Source organism: Nisaea sp. (genome assembly GCF_040217065.1).
Taxonomy (GTDB): domain Bacteria; phylum Pseudomonadota; class Alphaproteobacteria; order Thalassobaculales; family Thalassobaculaceae; genus Nisaea.
Genome location: NZ_JAVJNX010000004.1, coordinates 109,566 through 131,372, shown reverse-complemented (window position 1 = coordinate 131,372; position 21,807 = coordinate 109,566). Strand labels below are relative to the sequence as shown.

Genomic DNA, 21,807 nt, shown 5'->3' with positions numbered 1-21,807 from the left:
CCCCGGGTTCCATTATGCGTCGATTACTTAGCCAACCATGCCTGGAACTTGGCGTCGATGTCGTCCCGATAGTCGGCCCAGAACTCGTAGTTGTAGAGGAACGTGTTCTTGGCATTGTTCGGGTCTGTCGGCATATGCGGCGCCATATCGATCCCGAGATCGGCATGCTTGCCCACCAGCGGTGCCGAAGAGGCACGTGCCGGACCATAGGAGATGTACTTTGCCTGGTCTGCGAGACGCTGTGTGTCGGTCGCGAACTTCACGAAGTCCTTGATGCGGGCCAGACGGTCAGCCGGCAGGCCGGCAGGGATGATCCAGCCGTCCAGATCGAACACCTGGGCGTCCCAGAGCATGGCGACCGGCTGCTTCTGCTCTTCGATCACAGAGAAGAGACGGCCGTTATAGGTGGAGCCCATGACAATCTCGCCATCAGCCAGGAGCTGCGGCGTATCGGCGCCAGCAGACCACCAGACCACCTGATCTTTGATGGTGGCGAGCTTGTTCAGCGCCTGTTCCTGTCCGGCCGGGGTGGCCAGGACGTCATAAACCTTGTCCTTTGCCACACCGTCACAAAGCAGTGCCCATTCCATGTTGTTGATCGGCCGCTTCTCGAGGGCGCGCTTGCCCGGATATGCCTTGAGATCGAAGACGGCGCAAATATCGGTCGGCGGTGTGCTGCCGACGAGGTCCGTGCGATAGCCGAAGGTTGTCGAATAAACGATCTGGGGAATGAAGCAGTCGCTGACCAGCAGGTCCCCGAAATCTTCCGAGGCCGGCGTGCCGTCCGGTGCCGCAGCCAGGTCGGTGTCCGGATCGATCTCCATTGCCAGGCCTTCGTCACAAAGGCGAATGGCATCCGCCGCGACGACGTCAACGAGATCCCAAGTGACATTGCCGGCTTCATTCATGGCCCGCAGCTTTGCGACGGCCTCTGCGGAGCTTTCGTCCCAGACCACGTTCACGCCCGGATTTTTGGCCATGTAGGGCTCTGTATAGGCGCTATTCTGTGATTTCTGATACGCTCCACCCCAACTCACGAGGGTCATATCATTGGCCATATCGGCCGCATGGGCAGCGCCAACGGCTAATCCAAACGCCGTTGTGGCGACCAAAACTCTGGCGAATTTCATAGTTGCTCCTGTTCTTCACCCGTTGTTTTGAACTCGCAGGTCGGTGTCACGGGCTTTGGCCCCGCCTACTGTTATCCCGAAAATATGCCGGCAATCCGTTCCGTTACGCGTCGAGCGCGCGGCAATCGGCCGGCAGCCATCCGATCTCGATCTCTTCACCAGGTTTCAAGCGAACGGCATCCGGGGCGTTGCGTGCCTTGACGATAAATTCGTCATTGCCCGCCACGGACAGGCGAAATCTGAAGATATCGCCCATATAGTAAAATTCCTTGACCACTGCCTTCAGCGTATGCGCGTCGGCGTGCAGCCGGTCCTTGTTGAATTCCACGCGCTCCGGCCGGATCGATACCAGGGTCCGCTCACCCGGCTTGCTGACATTGACCGGCTGGGCGTCGATCTCGCTGCCGTCATCAAGGGTGACGACACAGGTCTCTCCGTTGATCGACTTGACCACGCCTTCCAGCGTGTTGTTCTCGCCGACGAATTGGGCAACGAACGCGTTTTCGGGTTTTTCATACAGATCGGCCGGTTTTGACAGCTGCTGAATTTTTCCGTCGTTGAAGACCGCGATCTGGTCCGACATGGTCAGCGCTTCGGTCTGGTCATGGGTCACATAGACCGTCGTAATGCCCAGTTCGTGCGCGAGATTGGTGATTTCGAACTGCATGTGCTCGCGCAACTGCTTGTCCAGTGCGCCCAGCGGTTCATCCATCAGCACCAGTTTCGGCTCGAAGACGAGCGCTCTCGCCAGAGCGACCCGCTGCTGCTGGCCGCCCGACAGCTGCGCCGGACGCCGTCCGCCGAACTCGGCCATCTTGACCATGTCCAGTGCGCGGGCGACGCTCTTCTCGCGATCGGCCTTGTTCATTTTGCGAACCTCAAGGGGAAAGCTGAGGTTCTCGGCGACTGTCATATGCGGAAACAGCGCGTAGTTCTGAAAAACCATACCAATCCCGCGCTTGTGCGGCGGGATCCGGTTGATTGGCTTGTTGTCGAGCAAGATTTCGCCGTGGGTCGCCGTTTCGAAGCCTGCCAGCATCATCAGACAGGTCGTCTTCCCGGAGCCAGACGGGCCCAACATGGTCAGGAATTCGCCGTCCGCGATATCTAGATTGAGATTTTTGACGACGAGAATTTCGCCATCATACGTCTTCTGAACGTTCTTAAACTGAACGAACGGCTGGTTGCCGTTTGACATTGATTTTGCGCCCCTGTTCTGCCCTTGCGGTTGCGTGTTCCTCTCGCAAACCGGCTTAGCGTCGTGTTGTCACGATCTGGTCATAACCCTAACCACGCTCGTTCCCACTTGTCAAAGTGCTCGCGTCGATATGGACATAATCCGCCGGAATGTCGCGATTCCCAACGTCCCGAATCCGACATCACCCGGTCGCTTTTCGTGAATTGCGCGCACCGAATTGATGCGATCCATGCTCGGGCAAGGAAATTCAACCGGCGGGCCGGTTTACGGGGGATTGGGTAAATGAAGACGCAGGCACGGGCAGTGGTGATCGGCGGCGGCGTGGTCGGGGTCAGCACCCTCTACCATCTCGCCAAAAAGGGGTGGAGCGATGTGGTGCTCCTGGAACGGACAGAGCTGACCGCCGGCTCGACCTGGCATGCGGCCGGCCTGCTGCCATTGTTCAACATGAGCTACAGCGTCGGCCAGCTGCATCAATATTCCGTCGAGCTTTACAAGACGCTCGAGGAAGAGACGGGTCAGGCCGTCAGCTTCCACCAGACCGGCAACCTGCGCCTCGCCACCAACCGGGAGCGCATGGACGAATACCGGAACTATCAGTGCACGGCGGAGACCATCGGTGTCGAGGCGCACCTGGTCGGTGTCGACGAGATCAAGAAGCTCTGGCCGCTGGCGATGACGGATGATCTTGTCGGCGCCCTCTGGCATTCGTCCGACGGCCATATCGCGCCGGTCGACCTGACCATGGCGCTGGCCAAGGGCGCGCGGATGCACGGTGCGGAGATCTATCAGCAGACCCAGGTCACCGGCATTGAGCGCGAGAACAGCGAGTGGATCGTCAAGACCGACAAGGGCGATATCCGCTGTGAGCATGTGATCTGCGCTACCGGCAATTATGCCCGGACCACGGCAAAGATGGTCGGACTGGAGATTCCGGCGATCCCTGTCGAGCACCAGTACATCGTCACCGATATCGACCCGGCTCTGAAGGAATACCGCGAAGCCGGAAATCACGAGCTGCCCGTCTTGCGCGAATCCGACTCCCAATATTATTTCCGCGAAGAACGCCACGGCTGGATTCTCGGCCCCTACGAGCGTCATGCTCCAGCCTGCTTCGTGGACGGCGTGCCGTCCTCCTTCGAGAAGGATCTGTTCCCGGGCGACCTCGAGCGCCTGATGCCCCATGTCGAGGCCTGCATGGCCCGCGTGCCGTCCTTCGAGAATGCCGGCATCAAGGACATCGTGAACGGCCCGATCTCCTACACGCCGGACGGAAATCCAATGGTCGGGCCGGCTTTCGGTCTGGAGAATTTCTGGATCTCGGAAGGCCACAGCTTCGGCGTCACCGCCGCCGGCGGCGCCGGCTGGCAGCTTGCGAACTGGATCGTCGACGGCGAGCCGTCCGTCGACATGATCGGCGTCGACCCGCGCCGCTTCGGTGTCGTTTCCAAGAATTTCGCCAAGATCAAGAATGAGGAAGCCTACGAGCACGTCTTCTTCAATCACTTCCCGATGGAAGAGCGCGAGGCGGGCCGCCCGGCCAAGACCACCCCCGCCTATCCGCGCCTCGACGAGGCGGGCGCCGTCTGGGGCGCGCGCTTCGGCTGGGAGCGGCCGAACTGGTTCGCGCCGAAGGGCGTCGAGCGCAAGGACATCTATTCCTACCGCCGGTCCAACTGGTTCGAGCATGTCGGCAACGAAGTCCGCACCATGCGCGAGCGGGTCGGTCTGCTGGAGCTGTCCTCCTTCGCCAAATACGAGGTCGAGGGACCGGGGGCCCGGGAATGGCTCGACCGCATGGTCGCCAATGCCATTCCGAAAGGGCTTGGCCGGATCAATCTCTGCCATGCGCTGAACCCGTCGGGCTCGATCCGGTCCGAATTCACCATCACAAGGATGCCGGACAGCTTCTATGGCGAGCGCTTCTTCGTCATCGGCCCGGGCGCCGGGCACGATTACGACCTCGATTTCCTGCAGAAGCGCCTGCCGCGCGACGGCTCCGTTTTCCTGAGGGATATCACCACTCAATACGGCGTCTTCGTGCTGGCCGGGCCGGATTCCCGCAAGGTGTTGCAGAAATTGGCCGACGCGGATGTCTCGAACGAGGCTTTCCCGTGGCTCACCATGCAGGACATCCCGGTCGGCTATTGCCCGAGCGTGCGGGCCCTGCGGGTGAACTTCGTCGGCTCGCTGGGCTGGGAGCTGCATCACCCGATCGAATACCAACTGCACCTGTTCGATGCCCTGATGGAAGCCGGCAAGGAGTTCGATATCGGCCTCGTGGGCATGCGGGCGATGGATTCCATGCGGCTTGAGAAGACCTATCGTCTCTGGGGCACGGACCTGAACGCGGAAAACTCCCTGCTCGAAGCCGGGCTGAAACGCTTCGTGCGCCTGAACAAGGGCGAGTTCACCGGCCGTGATGCACTGGTGCGGCAGCAGGAAGAGGGCATTCCCAACACCTATTGCACCATCGAGATCGACGCGGACGATGCCGATCCGTTCGGCAATGAGCCGGTCTTCATGGATGGCGAGGTTGTCGGCCGCGGTACCGCCGGCGGCTATGGCCATTATGTCGGCAAGTCCCTGATGCTCGGCTATATCCGCACCGACAAGGCGGTGATCGGCGCCGAATGCCAGGTCCGTGTGCTGGACCAGCTCCGCCCGGCCCGCATCGTCGCGGAAAGCCCGTACGACCCGGAGAACGAAGCGCTGAAATCCTGATCGAAATGTGATCGCAACCGGGCGTTCGACAATGCCCGGTTGCGCTTTAGCTCTTTTCTTCCGTCCGGTGCCTGCTAGATTTCCTCTCTGATGATCCGGAAGACCGCATTGCGGATAACGAAAAATCATTCCGGACATCGCAGGGACGCATTTGCATCAGAGACGGGAGATTATCCTTATGAGTATTCGCACAATCGCGATTGCCGCGATGATGTCGACGACGATGTTGGTCGGCGCCGCCCACGCAGAGAATGTGCTGCGCTGGACAAGCCAGGGAGATGCCCTCACGCTTGATCCCATGGGCCAGAATGAAGGCCCGACCAACAGCATGAACGGTCAGATCTACGAGCCGCTCGTCAACCGCGACCGGGACATGGTTCTGGAGCCGGGACTTGCCGAGAGTTGGAAGCCGCTGGGGGCGACCGGCTGGGAGTTCACGCTCCGCAAGGGGGTCAAGTTCCACGACGGCGCGGACTTTACCGCTGAAGACGTCGCCTTCAGTGTCACGCGCGCACAGGCGAAAAGCTCCGATTTCAAGGAGCAGGTCAAGTCGATCAAAGAGGTCAAGATCGTAGACGACCATACGGTCCAGTTCCTGACCGACGGGCCGAATCCGATCCTGCCGAACGAAATCACCAACCTTTACATGATGGACAAAGGCTGGGCTGAGAAGAACAACGTTCTGGTGCCTCAGGACTTCGCTGCTGGAGAGGAAACCTTCGCGGTCCGTAATGCCAACGGCACCGGGCCGTTCATCGTAGACCAGCGTCTGCCGGACGAGTTGACGGTTCTGGTGAAGAATCCCAACTGGTGGGGCGCGGCGGATGCCGAGCACAATATCGACAAGATCGAGTACCGCCCGATCAAGAATGCGGCGACCCGCGTGGCGGCCCTGCTTTCCGGTGAAGTCGATTTCGTTCTCGACCCGCCGCTGCAGGATCTGAAGCGCATCGATTCCTCCGCCGATCTGAAGACCGTGACGGTGAACCAGATCCGGACAATCTTCTTCGGTATGGACCAGGGCATTGCCGAGCTGCGCAGTTCGGACGTCAAGGGCAAGAACCCTTTGCAGGACAAGCGTGTGCGCCAGGCCTTCTATCAGGCACTTGACGTTGCCGCCATCCAGCGTGTTGTCATGGAAGGGCTTTCCTTCCCGGCCGGTATAATTACGTCTCCGGGCGTGCACGGTTTCACGAAGGAACTCGACAAGCGGCGCCCGTTCGATCCTGCTGCGGCGAAGAAGCTGCTCGCCGACGCCGGTTATCCGGACGGTTTCAGCATCCAGCTCGATTGCCCGAACAACCGCTATAACAACGACGAGAAAATCTGTCAGGCGGCGGTGGCCATGCTGGCCAAGATAGGCGTCACGGTGAAGCTCGACGCCATTCCGAAGAGCCAGCATTTCCCGAAAATCAAAAACCGGGCCAGCGACTTCTACATGCTGGGCTGGGGCGTGCCGACGCTCGATTCCCACTATGTCTTCAGCTATCTGTTCCACAGCAATGGCGGCTGGAACGCGACCGGCTTCGCCAATGCCAAGGTCGATGAGCTGACAGATGCATTCGCTGTCGAAACAGACCTTGCAAAGCGTGACGAGATGATCGCGGAAGCCTGGAAGATCGTGAAGGACGAGATCGTATATCTTCCGATCCATCATCAGGTCATCGGCTGGGGCATGTCGACGAAGCTTTCGCTTCCGATCACCCCGAACGACTCGCCGCAGTTCCGCTGGGCGAAACTGCAGTAGCAGCTTGCCGGGTTTCGGGGGCGGCGGTGTATCCGCCGCCCTCGACCTTCCGGGCACCTAAAAACAGTTTCAGGCGAGCTTCACGCGCATGATCACTTATATCGCGCGCCGCATGTTGCAGGCCCTTGTGGTCATGGCTGCGGTGTCTTTCATTTCCTTTTCGCTCTTCAATTATGTCGGTGATCCGGTCGACAATATGGTCGGCCAGGAAGCAACGCTTGAGGACCGGCAGCGGATCCGCGAGGTCCTCGGTCTCGAAGACCCGTTCTTCGTTCAGTACGCCCGCTTCATGCAGAATGCCCTGCAAGGCGAGTTCGGTCTTTCCTACCGGACCAAGCGGTCGGTGACGGAGATGATCGCCGAACGGATCCCGGCAACGCTGGAGCTGGTCTTTGTCTCTGCATTGATTGCGCTCGGCCTGGGGATCCCGCTCGGCGTGTTTACGGGTATCAACCGGACCAGCTGGATCAGCAAGGCGGTGCTGACTATCTCCCTTGTCGGGGTCAGTCTGCCGACTTTCATTATAGGCATCAGCCTGATCTATATATTCGCCGTGCATATGGGCGTTCTGCCATCTTCCGGCCGGGCCGGAACCGTTGAACTCGGTGGGTGGAAGACAAGTCTGCTGACCATTGATGGATGGCGCAGCATCCTGCTGCCGGCAATCACTCTCAGCCTCTTCCAGGTGACCATGATACTCAGGCTTGTGCGGGCCGAAATGCTGGAGATCATGCGGACCGACTTCATAAAATTCGCCCGTGCGCGCGGCCTGCCGGAAAACCGGATCAACTATAACCACGCACTGAAGAATACGCTGGTGCCGGTCATCACGATCATCGGTCTCAATATCGGCGGCCTGATCGCGTTTTCCCTGATCACCGAGACGGTGTTCCAGTGGCCGGGCACGGGATTGATGTTCATCCAGGCGGTGGATTTCGTCGATGTGCCGATCATGGCCGCCTATCTCTGTTTCGTGGCCCTGATCTTCGTCACCATCAATCTCGTGGTCGATATCCTTTATTTCATCATCGATCCGCGCCTGCGCGCCGAGGGAGGGCACTAACCCATGGCGGTTCAACAGGACGACAAAAAACAAAGCCTCTGGGCGCGTCTGAACGACAACGACATCCTCTATTCCTTCTTCCACTCGCCCTTGGCGATGGCGGCCGCACTGGTCACGGCGCTGATCGTGCTGTCGTCCTTCGGTGCGCCGCTGATCGCGCCGTTCGATCCGTTCGACCCGGCGCAGATCTCGCTTTGGGACGGCAAGAAACCGCCTGCCTGGGAAGAGGGCGGGGATCCGGCCTACCTGCTCGGTACGGACAATCAGGGCCGGGACATGCTCTCGACCATTCTCTATGGCGGCCGGATTTCCCTGATGGTCGGGTTTGCCGCTGTCTTTCTCGGAATGTTTCTCGGTGTCGCGCTTGGAGTGATCAGCGGCTATGTCGGCGGCTGGTTCGAGACGGTCATCATGCGGCTTGCCGATATCCAGCTGACCATTCCGGGAATCCTGACCGCGATCCTCATCAACGGCATTCTACGGTCCGTGTTGCCGCCGGAGCTGCGCGACGAAATGGCGATCTATGTCGTCATTCTTGCCATCGGTCTCAGTGACTGGCCGCAGTTCGCCCGGGTTGCCCGGGGCGCGACAATGGTCGAGGCGCGGAAGGAATACATCCAGGCAGCCCGGGTTATCGGCCTGCGTCCGGCGCTGGTCATGGTACGCCATATTGTGCCGAACGTGATGCGCCCGGTGCTGGTGCTGGCGACCATCGGTCTCGCGCTCGCGATCATCGCCGAAGCGACGCTGAGTTTTCTCGGGCAGGGTGTGCCGCCGACGACGCCGTCGCTCGGGACGCTGATCAGGGTCGGCAACGAGTATCTGTTCTCCGGCCTCTGGTGGATCACCTTCTTCCCGGCCATCGCGCTGGTCGTGCTTGTCCTCGCCGTCAATTTGCTCGGCGACTGGCTGCGCGATACGCTCAACCCGAAACTCCGGTGATCGCCCGATGAGCCTGCTCGAATTCAAGAATATGACCGTGGAGTTTCCGACCCGGCGGGGTGTTTTCACCGCTGTCCGGGACGTGAGCCTCTCGGTCGATCCGGGTGAGATCCTTGGCGTGGTCGGGGAATCCGGTGCCGGAAAATCGACCATCGGAAACGCGGTCATCGGTCTGCTGGAGCCGCCGGGCCGTCTCGCGGGCGGCGAGATCTATCTCAAGGGCAGCCGGATCGACAATCTGGACGAGGACGCGTTGCGTGCAATCCGCGGCAAGCGGATCGGCATGATCTTCCAGGACCCGCTGACATCTCTCGACCCGCTGCAGACAGTCGAGCAGCAACTGATGGAAACGATCCAGCTGCATTTGAAGCAGGGTGACGAGGAGGCGCGGGCGAGCGCCGTGAGCCTGCTCGATCGTGTCGGCATCCCCGATCCCGGGCTCCGGATCAAGCAGTACCCGCACCAGTTTTCTGGCGGCATGCGCCAGCGCGTTGTCATCGCGCTCGCCCTGTGCGCGGACCCGGAAGTGATCATCGCCGACGAGCCGACAACCGCGCTTGACGTTTCCATCCAGGCGCAGATCCTGGAGCTGATGCGCGAGCTTTGCCGGGAACGGTCCGTGGGCATGATCCTGATTACCCACGATATGGGGGTGATCGCCGATGTGACCGACCGGGTCGCGGTCATGTACCGCTCCCGCCTTGTCGAGGAAGGCCCGACGGAAAAAATCCTCGGAAACCCCGACCACGAATATACCAAGAGCCTGATCAGCGCCGTGCCCCGGCCCGATGTGCGTCTCGCCCGGTTCCCGGTGGTCGAATATATCGAGAGCGCCGGTGACCGTCGGGACAGTATCGATGTCGCCACCCACTGGCTCGGCGCCGGGCGGACGGAGTCGGGCGGCGAGACAATGCTCCGTGTCGAGGATCTGCACGTTCGCTTTCTCACCAAATTCTCCTTCCTCAAGAAGAACCGGATCTATCTCGATGCGGTCGACAGGGTATCCTTCGATATCCGGCAAGGCGAGGTGTTCGGTCTTGTCGGCGAGAGCGGTAGCGGGAAGTCGACCATCGCCCGGGCCATCGCGGGACTCTACAGGCCGGCTGGCGGTCACATTCATTTCGCCGGTGCTGATCTCATCGAGGTCAGGACCGAGACCGAGATGGATCGCTACCGGCGGCAAATGCAGATGATCTTCCAGGACCCCTTTTCATCGCTGAACCCGCGCATGAAGGTGCTGGATATCGTCGCAGAGCCGATCCGTTTCCATGGCCTGGCTTCGGGCGGGGCAGAGACCCGGCAGATCGTCATGGATCTGTTGGAGCATGTCGGCCTCGGCGCCGAGGCGGCACGGAAATATCCGCATGAATTCTCCGGCGGTCAGCGTCAGCGCATTTCAATCGCCCGTGCCCTTGCCACGCGCCCGCGCTTCCTGATCTGCGACGAGCCGACATCCGCGCTCGACGTCTCGATCCAGGCCCAGATCCTAAATCTGCTGAAGGATTTGCAGGAAGAACTCGGGCTCACCATGCTTTTCATCAGTCACGACCTGCCGGTGATCCGGCAGATGTGCGACCGGGTCGGGGTAATGCGGCACGGCAAATTGCTGGAAGTGGCGGAGACCGAAGCCCTGTTCGAGTCGCCGCAGCATGAATACTCACAGCATCTGCTCGATCTGATGCCGAAGCTTGGCGCGCTGTCGCACGAGGTGATCGCCGGACTGGAGATGGCCGACCAGGGCTCATAGATCCTCGACTTGCGGCGTCTGCCGCTTGACAGAGCTGCGGCGCGGACGCACCTGTTCATCAGTTCATTTTGAAAGTCGGGACCGGTCATGGCCGAATATATCGAGCTTAAGAGCAGGGGCGTGCTGTCTGTCTCCGGACCGGACGCGCGGAAATTCCTGCAGGGGCTCATCTCTAACGATGTCGAGAAGGTCTCGCCCGAGCGCGCCATCCATGCCGCCTTCCTGACCGCCCAGGGAAAATACCTGTTTGATTTCATGATCGCCGAAGTCGGCGACGCCCTGCTGCTGGATTGCGAGGCGGGCCGGCTGGTTGATTTTCAGAAGCGGCTGAAGCTCTACAAGCTGCGCTCCGACGTCACCGTCGAGGACGTGAGCGCGACCTTCACCGTGCTTGCCATGACCGGGGATGACACCACCGAAGCGCTGGGCATTGCGGCTGAGGCCGGGGCGGCGAAAGCGGTCGATGGCGGCGCGGTCTTCACCGATCCGCGCCATGCCGGGCTCGGCGCCCGCGCCATCGTCGAGACGGAAAAGCTGGCCGGTTTCATCGCGGCCTCCGGTCTGACCGAAGGGACGCTTGAGACCTACGACCTCGCCCGCATCAAGCTCGGCGTGCCGGACGGCAGCCGGGACATGCAGCTGGAGAAGACGGTGCTGCTGGAAGCCGGGTTCGACGAGCTGAACGGCGTCGACTGGAAGAAGGGCTGCTACATGGGCCAGGAACTGACGGCCCGGACCAAGTATCGCGGGCTGGTGAAGCGGCGGCTGATGCCGGTGCGCATCCTCGACGGCGAAATGCCCGCACCCGGCACGCCCGTGATGCGGGACGAGCGCGAGGTCGGCGAGATCCGCTCCGGTTCGGGAACCATGGCGCTGGCCATGTTGCGGGTGGCTGTGCTGGAGGACCTGGAGCATGCCGTGCTCAGCGCCGGCGGCAGCACGATCCTGCCGGTGAAGCCGGACTGGGCGACGTTCTGAGTCCTGCGGCGCGGCATGAATTCACGGCGGCGCGGCACCATTACTGTGCCGCCTGTTCGCTTGTGCGAGATAGCCCGCGGGCATAGCCTAAACCCGTGTCCAAACTCGCTGTTTTCAAGATTTATGTCGCCCGCCTGCCGGCCCCGGTTCGCGGCGTCCTCCTCATGGCCCTTGCCGCGGCCATGTTCGTCTGCATGCATGCGATCATCCGGGATCTCGGCAAGAATGCCGAGCTGCATCCGTTCGAGATCGCCTTCTTCCGTTCCTTCCTCGGCCTCTTCGTTCTCGCCCCGCTGCTGATCCGGCAGCGCTTCCGGCCGCTCCATACCAACAACATGAAGCTGCTGTTCCTGCGCGGCGCGGTGAATGCGGCGGCGATGCTGATGTTCTTCTACGGCCTCTCGATCACACCGCTGGCCGAGGCCACGGCGCTCGGCTTCACCGCACCGCTCTTCGCCACCCTGCTGGCCATGCTGTTCCTCGGCGAGGTCGTGCGGATGCGGCGCTGGATCGCCATCCTGATCGGCTTTGCCGGCACGCTCGTGATCATCCAGCCGGGTGTCGGCGAGGTCGGGCTCGGCCCGATCCTGATCCTCTCGGCGACGGTGGTCTGGTCGGTGGCCCTGATCATCATCAAGTTCCTGACCCGGACGGAATCCAGCGTCACCATCACCGTCTATGCCTCCATCTTCCTGTCGCCCTTCTCTCTCGCCGCCGCCGTCTTCTTCTGGCGCTGGCCGACGCTGGAGGAGGCGGGCTGGCTCTGTCTGATCGCCGTGCTCGGCACCATCGCCCAGACCGCGATGAACCAGTCCCTCAAGCTCGCCGACGCCTCTGTCGTGCTGCCGATGGATTTCAGCAAGATGATCTGGGCGGCCCTGCTCGGCTTCTTCATCTTCGGCGAGCTGCCGGGGCTCTATACCTGGATCGGCGGGGCCATGATCTTCTTCAGCACCACCTATATCGCCATCCGCGAGTCGCGGCTGAAAAAGCAGGCGGTACCGGCCAGCGACAAGGCGTCCGGTTGACCGGCGCGCCCATCCCGCGCATAAGCAGGCCGAATTTCCGCAACTCTTTCTGAGAACGGGTCCCGAAAGATGGCTGACGATCTCGTCCGTATTTCCCGCGCACTGCTTTCCGTTTCCGACAAGACCGGCCTGATCGAACTCGGCCGGGCGCTGGCCGCGCACAATGTCGAAATCCTCTCGACCGGCGGCACCGCCAAGGCGCTGGCCGCGGCGGGCGTGCCCGTCAAGGAGGTCGCGGACCATACCGGCTTCCCGGAAATCATGGACGGACGGGTGAAAACCCTGCATCCGGCGATCCATGGCGGCCTGCTGGCCCTGCGCGACAATCCGGACCATGTCGCAGCCATGGAAAAGCACGATATCGCGCCGATCGATCTGCTGGTGGTGAACCTCTATCCGTTCGAGGCGACCCTGGCCTCCGGTGCCGACTATGACGACTGCGTCGAGAATATCGATATCGGCGGCCCGGCCATGATCCGCGCAGCCTCCAAGAACCACGGCCATGTCGCCACGGTGGTCGATCCGGAAGATTACGCGGAGTTGATCGCCGAGCTGGAGGCGCACAAGGGCGCGACGACTTACGCGCTGCGCCGCAAGCTCGCCTCGATCGCTTATGCCCGCACGGCCGCCTATGACAGCGCCATCTCCACCTGGCTGGCGGCAGAGATCGGCGACACATATCCGCGCCGCATCACCTTCTCCGGCGCCGCCCCGAAGATCATGCGTTATGGCGAGAACCCGCATCAGTCCGCCGCCTATTACAGCAGCGGCGACAAACGCCCCGGCGTCGGCAATGCGGAGCAGATCCAGGGCAAGGAGCTGAGCTTCAACAACCTGAATGACACGGACGCCGCCTTCGAGCTGGTGGCCGAGTTCGATGCCCAGCCCGCCATCGCCATCATCAAGCACGCCAACCCCTGCGGCGTCGCCGTCGGGGACGATCTGGTCTCTGCTTATAAGCGTGCCTTCGCCTGCGACACGGTCAGCGCCTTCGGCGGCATCATCGCCGCCAACCGGACGCTCGACGGCGCCACGGCGGAAGAGATCTCCAAGATCTTCACCGAGGTGATCATCGCGCCTGACGCGGATGAAGACGCCCGCAAGGTGCTGGCGGCGAAGAAAAACCTGCGTCTCCTGCTGACCCATGGCCTGCCGGACGTGACCGCCGCCGCCCGTACCGTGCGCAACGTCGCCGGCGGCTATCTGGTGCAGGACAAGGATAATGGCCGCATCACCGCTGCCGACCTCAAAATCGTCACCAGGCGCCAGCCGACCGAGCAGGAGCTGGCCGACATGCTGATGGCCTTCCGGGTCTGCAAGCATGTGAAATCGAACGCGATCATCTATGTGAAGAACGGCGCCACGGTCGGCATCGGTGCCGGCCAGATGAGCCGCGTCGATAGCGCCCGCATCGCCGCCTCCAAGTCCCGCGACATGGCCGAAGCCGCCGGTGCGGCAGAGCCGGGAACCATTGGCTCCGTCGTCGCCTCCGACGCCTTCTTCCCCTTTGCCGACGGGTTGCTGTCAGCGGCAGAGGCCGGCGCCACGGCGGTGATCCAGCCGGGCGGCTCCATGCGCGACGATGAAGTGATCGCGGCGGCGGACGAGAAGGGGCTGGCTATGGTCATGACCGGGATGCGCCACTTCCGGCATTGAGGGCTCACTGGTGGCGAAGGGCGTGTTTAGCGATCTTCGCCATCACCGACGGCAGTCCCGCTTCCCCGATCTTTTCCACCGGATGCCAGAAACTGTCCGGCGGGCGGGTGCCCGTGGCCCGGCTGCGATAGATCGTCAGTTCCAGATGGAAATGCGTGAAGGTATGGCGGACCATGCCCGGCAGGGCGGTCCATTCCGCCCGGATCGGGGCTTCGGCGAGGGACCGGTGCAGCGGGTGGTCTTCCTCGCGCCAGTCGCTTGACGGGATCTCGACCATGCCGCCGAGCAGGCCCTTTTGCGGCCGCCTCCGGAGCAGGATTTCGCCGCGGCCATTGACGATCCAGAAGGCGACGCCCTTGCGGGTCGGCCTCTGCGCCTTCTTCTTCTTTCTCGGCAGGTCTTCGGCGATCCCGGCGATCCGCCCTGTGCAGGACGCGCTCCACGGGCAGGTCAGGCATTTCGGCTTGCGCGGGGTGCAGATGGTGGCACCGAGATCCATCACCGCCTGGGCATAGTCGCCGGGCCTGTGTTGCGGCGTGAGCGCGGCTGACAGGCGTTTCAGTTCCGGCTTGGCGTCCGGCAGCGGGATTTCGACCGCATGCATCCGGGCCATGACCCGCTCGAAATTGCCGTCCACGGGCGTTGCCGGGATGTCGAAGGCGATGGCCGCGATGGCGGCGGCGGTATAGGCGCCGATTCCCGGCAGCGCCAGCAGGGCGTCCTCGGTGTCGGGGAAGCGCCCGCCATGCAGATCGCGGACCACGCCCGCGCATTTATGCAGGTTGCGGGCGCGGGCGTAGTAGCCGAGCCCGGCCCATTCGGCGAGGACGTCTTCCTGTGGCGCATCGGCCAGCGCGACAACGCTCGGCCAGCGCTCCAGGAACCGCGTGAAATAAGGCCCGACGACGACCACGGTGGTCTGCTGCAGCATGATTTCGCTGAGCCAGACATGGTAGGGATCGGCATGTGTTCCGGGCGCCGCGCGCCAGGGCAGGCGGCGGCGATGCCGGTCGTACCAGTCGAGCAGAAGGCCGGGCAGGATTTCGGGCGGGGTCACGTGTCTATTTTTTCCGTTGGGACTCGCGCGGGAGCCCTTACATTAGAGCGCATGGGGAGCGCGGCAATGTCCGAGAAGACGGCAGCAGGGAAAACAGCACCAACGGCATCGTGGCGCCGCCGTATCGGCGGGCTTGCCCGGCTTGCCGCCGTGGCGCCGACGCTCGGCGACAAGGCGCTGCGCCGCCGCGGTTTTGCCGAATCGCGTATCGTCAGCGACTGGCCGGCCATCGTCGGCGAGGTTCTGGCCCTGCAATGCGCCCCCGAAAAGCTTGTCTTCGCCAGGGGCGCCACCGGTGGCGGCACCCTGCATTTGCGCGTTGCCGGGGCGGCGGCGCTGGAAATCCAGCATCAGGTCCCGGTCCTGATCGAACGCATCAACGCCGTCTTCGGCTACAGCGCCATTGCCCGCATCTCTCTGAAGCAGGGCCCGCTGCCGAAACGGCGGGAAAGCCTGCGCCCGAAGCTGCGGGTGCTGAAGCCGGAAGAGGTCAAGCAGGTCGCCGAGAGCGTCGCCGGAATCGAGCGGAGCGATTTGCGGCAGGCGCTCGAGGATCTCGGCAAGGCGGTGACCGCCGCCGACGGTAAGAAACGGACCCATTCCTGACATGATTCATCGTCAGACTTTGCGGACCAGTGGGTTTGACGGCCGGGATATGGTGGCTGTCGGTCCGGTTGTTGCGGCGCGCACAGAGTCGCATTAATGTATCAACATATTGTAACAGGAGAGATATCTTGCGCCGTAGAACACTAAATCTTGTGTTGGGTCTTGGGTTGGTTGCGCCCTTCGCGGCCGCCCTGCCGCTGCCGGCCGTGGCAGCCGGGGTGGATCTGGAGATGGCGATGGCGCCCCGGGTGATCGGCGATCCCGATGCCAAGATCACCATCACCGAGTATTTCTCGATGACCTGCCCGCATTGCGCCCGGTTCCATACCGAAGTGCTTCCGAAGCTGAAGGAAGCCTATGTCGATACCGGCAAGGTGAAGATCGAGTTCAAGGATTTTCCGCTCGACCAGTGGGCGCTCCGGGCCTCCGCCATGGCCCGCTGCCTGGAGGGCAACCGCTATGTCGCCATGGTCGACCTGCTGATGAAGAAGCAGGCGGACTGGGCGCGCAGCGACAATCCCTTTGTCGAACTGGTGAAACTTGCCAGGCTGGCCGGGCTTTCCGAAGAGCGCGTGCAGGAATGCATGACCGACGAGAAGCTGCTGGACTTCATCCTGAACGAACGGCTGAAGGCGACGAAGGATCACGACATCAAGTCCACCCCGTCCTTTGTCATGAATGGACGCAAGCTGGAGGATGTGTTCAGTTTTGAGTCCTTCGAAGAGGTGATCGCGGACGCCCTCTAGGGCATCTCCGCTGACCGCGTATTGGGGCCGGGCAAGGAGCGTCTAACGGGTGCATCTTTCTAAGCTTCGTCTTTCGGGCTTCAAGTCCTTCGTCGATCCGACCGAACTGGTCATCGAGGAGGGCATGACGGGGGTTGTCGGGCCGAACGGTTGCGGCAAGTCGAATCTCGTCGAAGCCCTCAGATGGGTGATGGGAGAGACCTCCGCCAAGCAGATGCGCGGCGGCGAGATGGACGACGTGATCTTCGGCGGCACGACCGGCCGCCCGGCCCGCAATCTCGCCGAGGTCGGCCTCCTGGTGAACAACGAGGACCGCAAGGCGCCCGCGGCCCTTAACGATGCGCCGGAGCTGGAAGTGATCCGGCGCATCGAACGCAACAAGGGCTCCGCCTACCGGGTCAATGGCCGGGAAGTGCGGGCCCGCGATGTGCAGCTTCTGTTCGCCGATGCCGGCACCGGCGCCCGCTCCGCCGGGCTGGTCAGCCAGGGCCGGATCGGCGCCATCATCAATGCCAAACCCTCGGAACGCCGCATCCTGCTGGAAGAGGCCGCCAATATCCGCGGTCTCTACACCCGGCGGCGCGAGGCGGAACTGCGGCTGCGGGCGGCGGAAACCAATCTCGACCGGCTGGAAGACGTGCTGAAGGCGCTGGCGGGCCAGTTGCACGGTCTGCAGCAGCAGGCCAAGCAGGCCCAGCGCTACCGCACGGTCGCCGAGCAGATGCGCTCGGCGGAATCGGTGCTGCTGCACCGGCGCTGGGAGGAAACCAAGCAGGAGCGCGCGGCCGCCGGAAAGGCTCTGGCCGAGGCCAGTGACGCGGTGGCGGAAGCAACCCGGAAGGCGGCCGAGGCAAGCACGATCCAGAGCGAGACGGCGGCCAGCCTGCCGTCCCTGCGCGAGGATGAGGCCAAGGCGGCGGCCGAACTGCAGCGCCTGACCCTGGCCCGGGCGGAACTCGACAATGAGGAACGCCGGATCGTCACCGCGAAGAGCGAGGCGGAGCTGCGCCTGCGCCAGATCGCCGACGATCTTGAGCGCGAGCAGCTGCTGTCCGCCGATGCGGAGGAGGCGCTGGAACGGCTGAAGGCCGAGCATGCCGGGATTTCGGCGGCCCGGGAAGGCGAGGCGGAAGCCCAGGCGGAGGCCGCCGCGGCGCTTACCGGGATCAACCGTGCTGCCGATGCGCTGGAAACCAGACTCTCCGAGATGACCGAACATATCGCGACGACGGAGGCGCGGCGGGCCAGCCTGCAGCGTCAGGCCCGGATGGCGCGGGAGCAGTTGGAGCGCCTGACCCGGCAGATCGAAGGACTGGAAAGCGACCGGCAGCGCCTGCAGGATTCGGCGGCCGGCCCGGGGGAGATCGAGGCGGCGGAACAGGCGGTGACGGCGGCCGAAGCGGCGCTGGAAGCGGCCCGGGCGGCGGCGGACGGAACGGAAGCGGCGCGGGAAGCCGCGACGGAAGCGGAAAGCGCCGCGCGGGCGGCTCTGCAGGCGGTCGAGGCCGGACTGGCGAAACTGACGGCGGAGGCCGGAGCACTCGAACAGCTGCTCGCCGGTGACGGCGAAGCCGGGGCCGCCGCGCCGATCCTCGATTCCGTGTCGGCGGAACCGGGCTACGAGGCCGCGCTCGGCGCTGCCCTTGGCGATGACCTGACGGCGCCGCTGGCCGAATCGGGTGGCGACCATGTGCGGTACTGGAGCGGGAAATCCGGCGCCGATATCGGTAATGCGCTACCGGACAGCGTCGAGCCGCTGGCGCAGCGTGTCACAGGCCCCGCCGCGCTGGCTCGGCGTCTGGCCTCGATCGGCGTGGTCGCCGACTTCGCGGCCGCGCGGGCGCTGCAGCCGGCCCTGCGCGATGGCCAGCGCCTGGTCAGCCGGGACGGCGGGCTGTGCCGCTGGGACGGGTTCGTTGTGGCTCCCGGTGCGCCGAGCAGTGCCGCGCTCCGGCTGCAGCAGCGCAACCGCCTGCAGGCATTGCAGTCCGAAATCACGGTGGTGGAGAAGGAGCGGGCCGGCGGCAGTGAAAGGCTCGAGGCCGCACGCATCTCCCAGCGGGAAGCGGCGGAGGCGGAGAAGGCGGCGCGGGAGGCCATGCGCGCCGCCTTCAGCGAGAACGAGACGGCCCTGACCCGGCGTTCCAGGCTGGCGGCCCTGCTGGCCGAGATCGATTCCAAGCTGTCCGCCATCGACGACAGCAAGGCGCGGTACGAAGGCGAGATCGAGGAGGCAGAGAACCAGCGGGTCTCGGCCGAGGCAGGGGAAGCCGCGCTTGACGATGTCGCGACCCTGCGGGCCGAGAGCGCGGGGCTGCGGCAGCAGCTCGCCGATACCCGCAATGGACTGGCGGAAGCCCGCAGCGCCCATGACCGGCTGGTGCGGGAGGCGGAGTCCCGGCGCACCCGGCTGTCCGCCATTGATGGCGAGTTGCGCTCCTGGTCGGACCGGAACGAGCGGGCGGCGTCGCGCAAGGAGGAGTTGACCGAGCGGCAGATCGCGGAACGCGCGGAGATCTCCCGGCTGGAGGCCCGGCCGGCGGAAATCGGAACCCAGCGCAAGGCGCTCATTGATGCCATCACCCAGTCCGAGGGCAAACGCAGCCAGGCGGCCGACGTGCTGAGCGCGGCGGAGGCTCTGCAGCGGACAGCGGACGACGCGGCCCGGCAGGCGGACCGGGAACTGGCCGAGGCGCGGGAAGTGCGGATCCGGGCCGAGGGCGCGCTGGAGCAGATCAACCAGGCGATCGCGGCCCTGCGCGAGCGGATCGCCGAGCGGCTGGAATGCCGGCCGGATGAAATTCTGGCGAAAGCCGGGATCGATCCCGACTCGGCGCTGCCGGATGCGGAGGAGGTCAGCAACCGGCTGGAGCGGCTGACCCGGGAGCGGGAACGGATCGGTGCGGTCAATCTGCGGGCCGAGCAGGAAGTCGAGGAGCTGGAGAAGAGAATCGCCGGCATGGAGAGCGAGCGGGACGACCTGATCCAGGCGATCGCCCGGCTGCGCGGCGCGATCCAGACCCTGAACCGGGAAGGCCGGGAGCGGCTGCTGGAATCCTTCGAGCGGGTGAATGCCCATTTCAAGGACCTGTTCAGCCGGCTGTTCGGCGGCGGACAGGCGCATCTGAAGATGGTCGAGGATGACGACCCGCTGGATGCCGGGCTGGAGATCATGGCCAGCCCGCCGGGCAAGAAGATGCAGGTGATGTCGCTGCTGTCCGGTGGGGAGCAGGCTTTGACGGCGGTCGCGCTGGTATTCGCGGCCTTTCTGACAAACCCGTCGCCGATCTGCGTGCTGGACGAGGTCGATGCGCCGCTCGACGACACGAATGTGGATCGTTTCTGCACCCTGTTGCAGGAAATCAGCAAGACCACGGGCACCCGGTTTCTGATCATCACCCATCACCGGTTGACCATGGCGCGGATGGACCGGCTGTTCGGCGTCACCATGGCCGAACGCGGCGTCAGCCAGCTGGTTTCGGTCGATTTGGCAGGCGCGGTGGAGCTTCGCGACGCGGTTTAGAATCCCGGATCACGGGTCTCTTTGAAAAATACTATACAAATCAGATAATTAGACCTGTTTTCGCAGTGCGGCTTCCGCCTTGACAGCGCAAGGACCCCTCCGTATGTTTGCGGCGCTTTCGTAGGCCTCGGCTGGCGGAGGCGGGGTACATCAACTGGCTTCGGCCGTTCGGGCTCGCTCCATGACAGGTGAAACGCCTAGCGATCCTCCATCACTCGACGATCTGGACGACAGATTGAAGCGAGCGCGTGGCAGGGAAAATGGAGAAAGCGGTCCGAAGGGCGGTCGCGGTTCCATGGCTTCCGAGGGTCTCGGAATGGCCATGCGGATCGGGGTGGAGTTGGTTGCCGGTGTCGCTGTTGGCGCCGGTATAGGGTACTTCTTGGACAGATGGCTTGGGACCGGTCCCTGGCTGCTCATCCTGTTCTTCTTTCTGGGCGCTGCCGGCGGCATGATGAATGTCTACCGCGCTGCGACTGGAGAAGGACTGCGGATGGGTTACCGCCGGTCTCCGACAGACAAACGGCCCGTAGACCGGGTCGAGGACGATTGAGGGGAACGGCGCGTGGCATCACCGGTCAAGCAGTTTGAGCTGAAGACATTTGTCCCGATCGAGGTCGGTGGCATCGATCTTTCCTTCACCAACTCCGCTGCCATGATGGTTGTGGCGATTGTCGGCATCACCGGCTTCCTGACCCTGTCCATGAGCAGCCGGAAGCTGGTTCCGGGGCGCTGGCAGCTGATGGCCGAGCTCTCCTACGAGTTCGTCGCCAACATGGTGAAAGAGAATGTCGGCAGCGAGGGGCGCAAGTATTTCCCCTTCGTCTTCTCCCTCTTCATGTTCATCCTGGCCTGCAACCTGTTCGGCATGATCCCGTTCCCCGGCATTAGCTACACGCCGACGAGCCAGATCATCGTGACGTTCGCCATGGCTTTTGTCGTGTTCATCGGCGTCACGCTGATCGCACTGGCACGCCACGGCCTGAAATTCTTCACCTTCTTCTTCCCGTCCGGCGCGCCCGTCTACATGGCGCCGCTGTTGATCCCGATCGAGGTGATTTCCTATTTCGTGCGCCCGGTCAGCCTCTCCGTTCGTCTGTTCGCGAACATGATGGCCGGCCACACGATGCTGAAGGTGTTCGGCGGCTTTGTCGTTGCCCTCGGTGTCTTTGGGGTTGCGCCCCTTGCCCTGATTGTGGCACTGACCGCCTTCGAAATCCTGGTGGCGGTGCTCCAGGCCTATGTTTTCACCATTCTCACCTGCCTCTACCTGCACGATGCGATCCATCTGCACTGAGGCCTGAGGGAACTAGAAACCGGGCCGGATCTCCGGCCTGATATGTGCACTACCTGATCCAAAGGAAGGATTTGAACATGGACGTTGAAGCCGCGAAGATGATTGGCGCCGGTATCGCTGTTATTGCCCTCATGGGTGTCGGCGTTGGTATCGGAAATATCTTCTCCACCCTCGTTGCTTCCATCGCCCGCAACCCGGCGGCGCGTAGCGAAGTCTTCGGCATCGGCATTCTGGGCTTCGCCCTGACCGAAGCCGTGGCGCTCTTCGCGCTGCTGATTGCGTTCCTGATCCTGTTCTCCTAAGACCGGTTCGCGTGAGAGCCGCCTGCCGCATCTGCGGTGCGGCTCTCTCCGGTTTAACGAGAA

Annotated in this window: 17 protein-coding genes; 14 read left to right on the top strand and 3 right to left on the bottom strand. The window is 63.1% G+C overall.

What is annotated here, in order from left to right; translation table 11 throughout:
* Window positions 1–23 precede the first annotated feature (23 nt).
* Both RH950_RS02150 and RH950_RS02145 read right to left on the bottom strand, forming a co-directional pair.
* On the bottom strand, window positions 24–1,130 hold the full coding sequence (locus RH950_RS02150; protein WP_350053237.1) for an extracellular solute-binding protein: 1,107 nt from the start codon (window positions 1,128–1,130) through the stop codon (window positions 24–26).
* A gap of 103 nt (window positions 1,131–1,233) precedes the next feature.
* Complete coding sequence (locus RH950_RS02145) at window positions 1,234–2,328, bottom strand: ABC transporter ATP-binding protein (protein ID WP_350053235.1); 1,095 nt, start codon at window positions 2,326–2,328, stop codon at window positions 1,234–1,236.
* Window positions 2,329–2,610: 282 nt separating this feature from the next.
* Here RH950_RS02145 and RH950_RS02140 point away from each other — a divergent pair, with 282 nt between their 5' ends.
* The 8 genes from RH950_RS02140 (at window position 2,611) to purH (ending at window position 14,213) form a co-directional block, all read left to right on the top strand.
* Window positions 2,611–5,052 carry a GcvT family protein gene (locus tag RH950_RS02140; RefSeq protein WP_350053233.1) on the top strand — a complete coding sequence of 814 codons (2,442 nt, stop codon included), beginning with the start codon at window positions 2,611–2,613 and terminating at the stop codon, window positions 5,050–5,052.
* Window positions 5,053–5,230: 178 nt separating this feature from the next.
* Entirely contained in the window at window positions 5,231–6,799 is a 1,569-nt protein-coding gene (locus RH950_RS02135) for an ABC transporter substrate-binding protein (RefSeq protein ID WP_350053231.1), read from the top strand.
* An 88-nt stretch (window positions 6,800–6,887) separates the two neighbouring features.
* Window positions 6,888–7,862, top strand: a complete 975-nt coding sequence (locus RH950_RS02130) for an ABC transporter permease (protein ID WP_350053229.1) — start codon at window positions 6,888–6,890, stop codon at window positions 7,860–7,862.
* A gap of 3 nt (window positions 7,863–7,865) precedes the next feature.
* Window positions 7,866–8,804, top strand: coding sequence for an ABC transporter permease (locus RH950_RS02125; RefSeq protein WP_350053227.1), 939 nt, complete (start codon window positions 7,866–7,868; stop codon window positions 8,802–8,804).
* Window positions 8,805–8,811: 7 nt separating this feature from the next.
* The gene (locus RH950_RS02120; protein ID WP_350053224.1) at window positions 8,812–10,551 is read left to right on the top strand and encodes an ABC transporter ATP-binding protein; all 1,740 of its coding nucleotides are present in this window, start codon (window positions 8,812–8,814) and stop codon (window positions 10,549–10,551) included.
* Between the two features lie 87 nt (window positions 10,552–10,638).
* Entirely contained in the window at window positions 10,639–11,529 is an 891-nt protein-coding gene (gene ygfZ, locus RH950_RS02115; protein ID WP_350053222.1) for a CAF17-like 4Fe-4S cluster assembly/insertion protein YgfZ, read from the top strand.
* Between the two features lie 95 nt (window positions 11,530–11,624).
* On the top strand, window positions 11,625–12,557 hold the full coding sequence (locus RH950_RS02110) for a DMT family transporter (protein ID WP_350053220.1): 933 nt from the start codon (window positions 11,625–11,627) through the stop codon (window positions 12,555–12,557).
* A 69-nt stretch (window positions 12,558–12,626) separates the two neighbouring features.
* A complete protein-coding gene (gene purH, locus RH950_RS02105; protein ID WP_350053218.1) occupies window positions 12,627–14,213 on the top strand; it encodes a bifunctional phosphoribosylaminoimidazolecarboxamide formyltransferase/IMP cyclohydrolase in 1,587 nt (528 codons plus the stop codon).
* A gap of 4 nt (window positions 14,214–14,217) precedes the next feature.
* Here the strand turns inward: purH and mutY are convergent, their stop codons facing one another.
* A complete protein-coding gene (gene mutY / locus RH950_RS02100; RefSeq protein ID WP_350053216.1) occupies window positions 14,218–15,270 on the bottom strand; it encodes an A/G-specific adenine glycosylase in 1,053 nt (350 codons plus the stop codon).
* Between the two features lie 66 nt (window positions 15,271–15,336).
* Between mutY and RH950_RS02095 the strand changes: the two genes are divergently transcribed.
* From RH950_RS02095 to RH950_RS02070, 6 genes are all read left to right on the top strand, one after another.
* Complete coding sequence (locus RH950_RS02095; RefSeq protein WP_350053214.1) at window positions 15,337–15,876, top strand: DUF721 domain-containing protein; 540 nt, start codon at window positions 15,337–15,339, stop codon at window positions 15,874–15,876.
* Between the two features lie 128 nt (window positions 15,877–16,004).
* A complete protein-coding gene (locus tag RH950_RS02090) occupies window positions 16,005–16,622 on the top strand; it encodes a DsbA family protein (protein WP_350053212.1) in 618 nt (205 codons plus the stop codon).
* Between the two features lie 49 nt (window positions 16,623–16,671).
* A complete protein-coding gene (gene smc, locus RH950_RS02085; RefSeq protein ID WP_350053210.1) occupies window positions 16,672–20,145 on the top strand; it encodes a chromosome segregation protein SMC in 3,474 nt (1,157 codons plus the stop codon).
* A gap of 295 nt (window positions 20,146–20,440) precedes the next feature.
* Window positions 20,441–20,698: an AtpZ/AtpI family protein gene (locus tag RH950_RS02080; RefSeq protein WP_350053208.1), complete on the top strand. Its 258-nt coding sequence runs from the start codon at window positions 20,441–20,443 to the stop codon at window positions 20,696–20,698.
* Window positions 20,699–20,710: 12 nt separating this feature from the next.
* Window positions 20,711–21,442, top strand: a complete 732-nt coding sequence (locus RH950_RS02075; protein WP_350053206.1) for a F0F1 ATP synthase subunit A — start codon at window positions 20,711–20,713, stop codon at window positions 21,440–21,442.
* 77 nt (window positions 21,443–21,519) lie between these two features.
* Entirely contained in the window at window positions 21,520–21,744 is a 225-nt protein-coding gene (locus tag RH950_RS02070; RefSeq protein ID WP_028466437.1) for an ATP synthase subunit C family protein, read from the top strand.
* The last annotated feature ends 63 nt before the right edge of the window (window positions 21,745–21,807 follow it).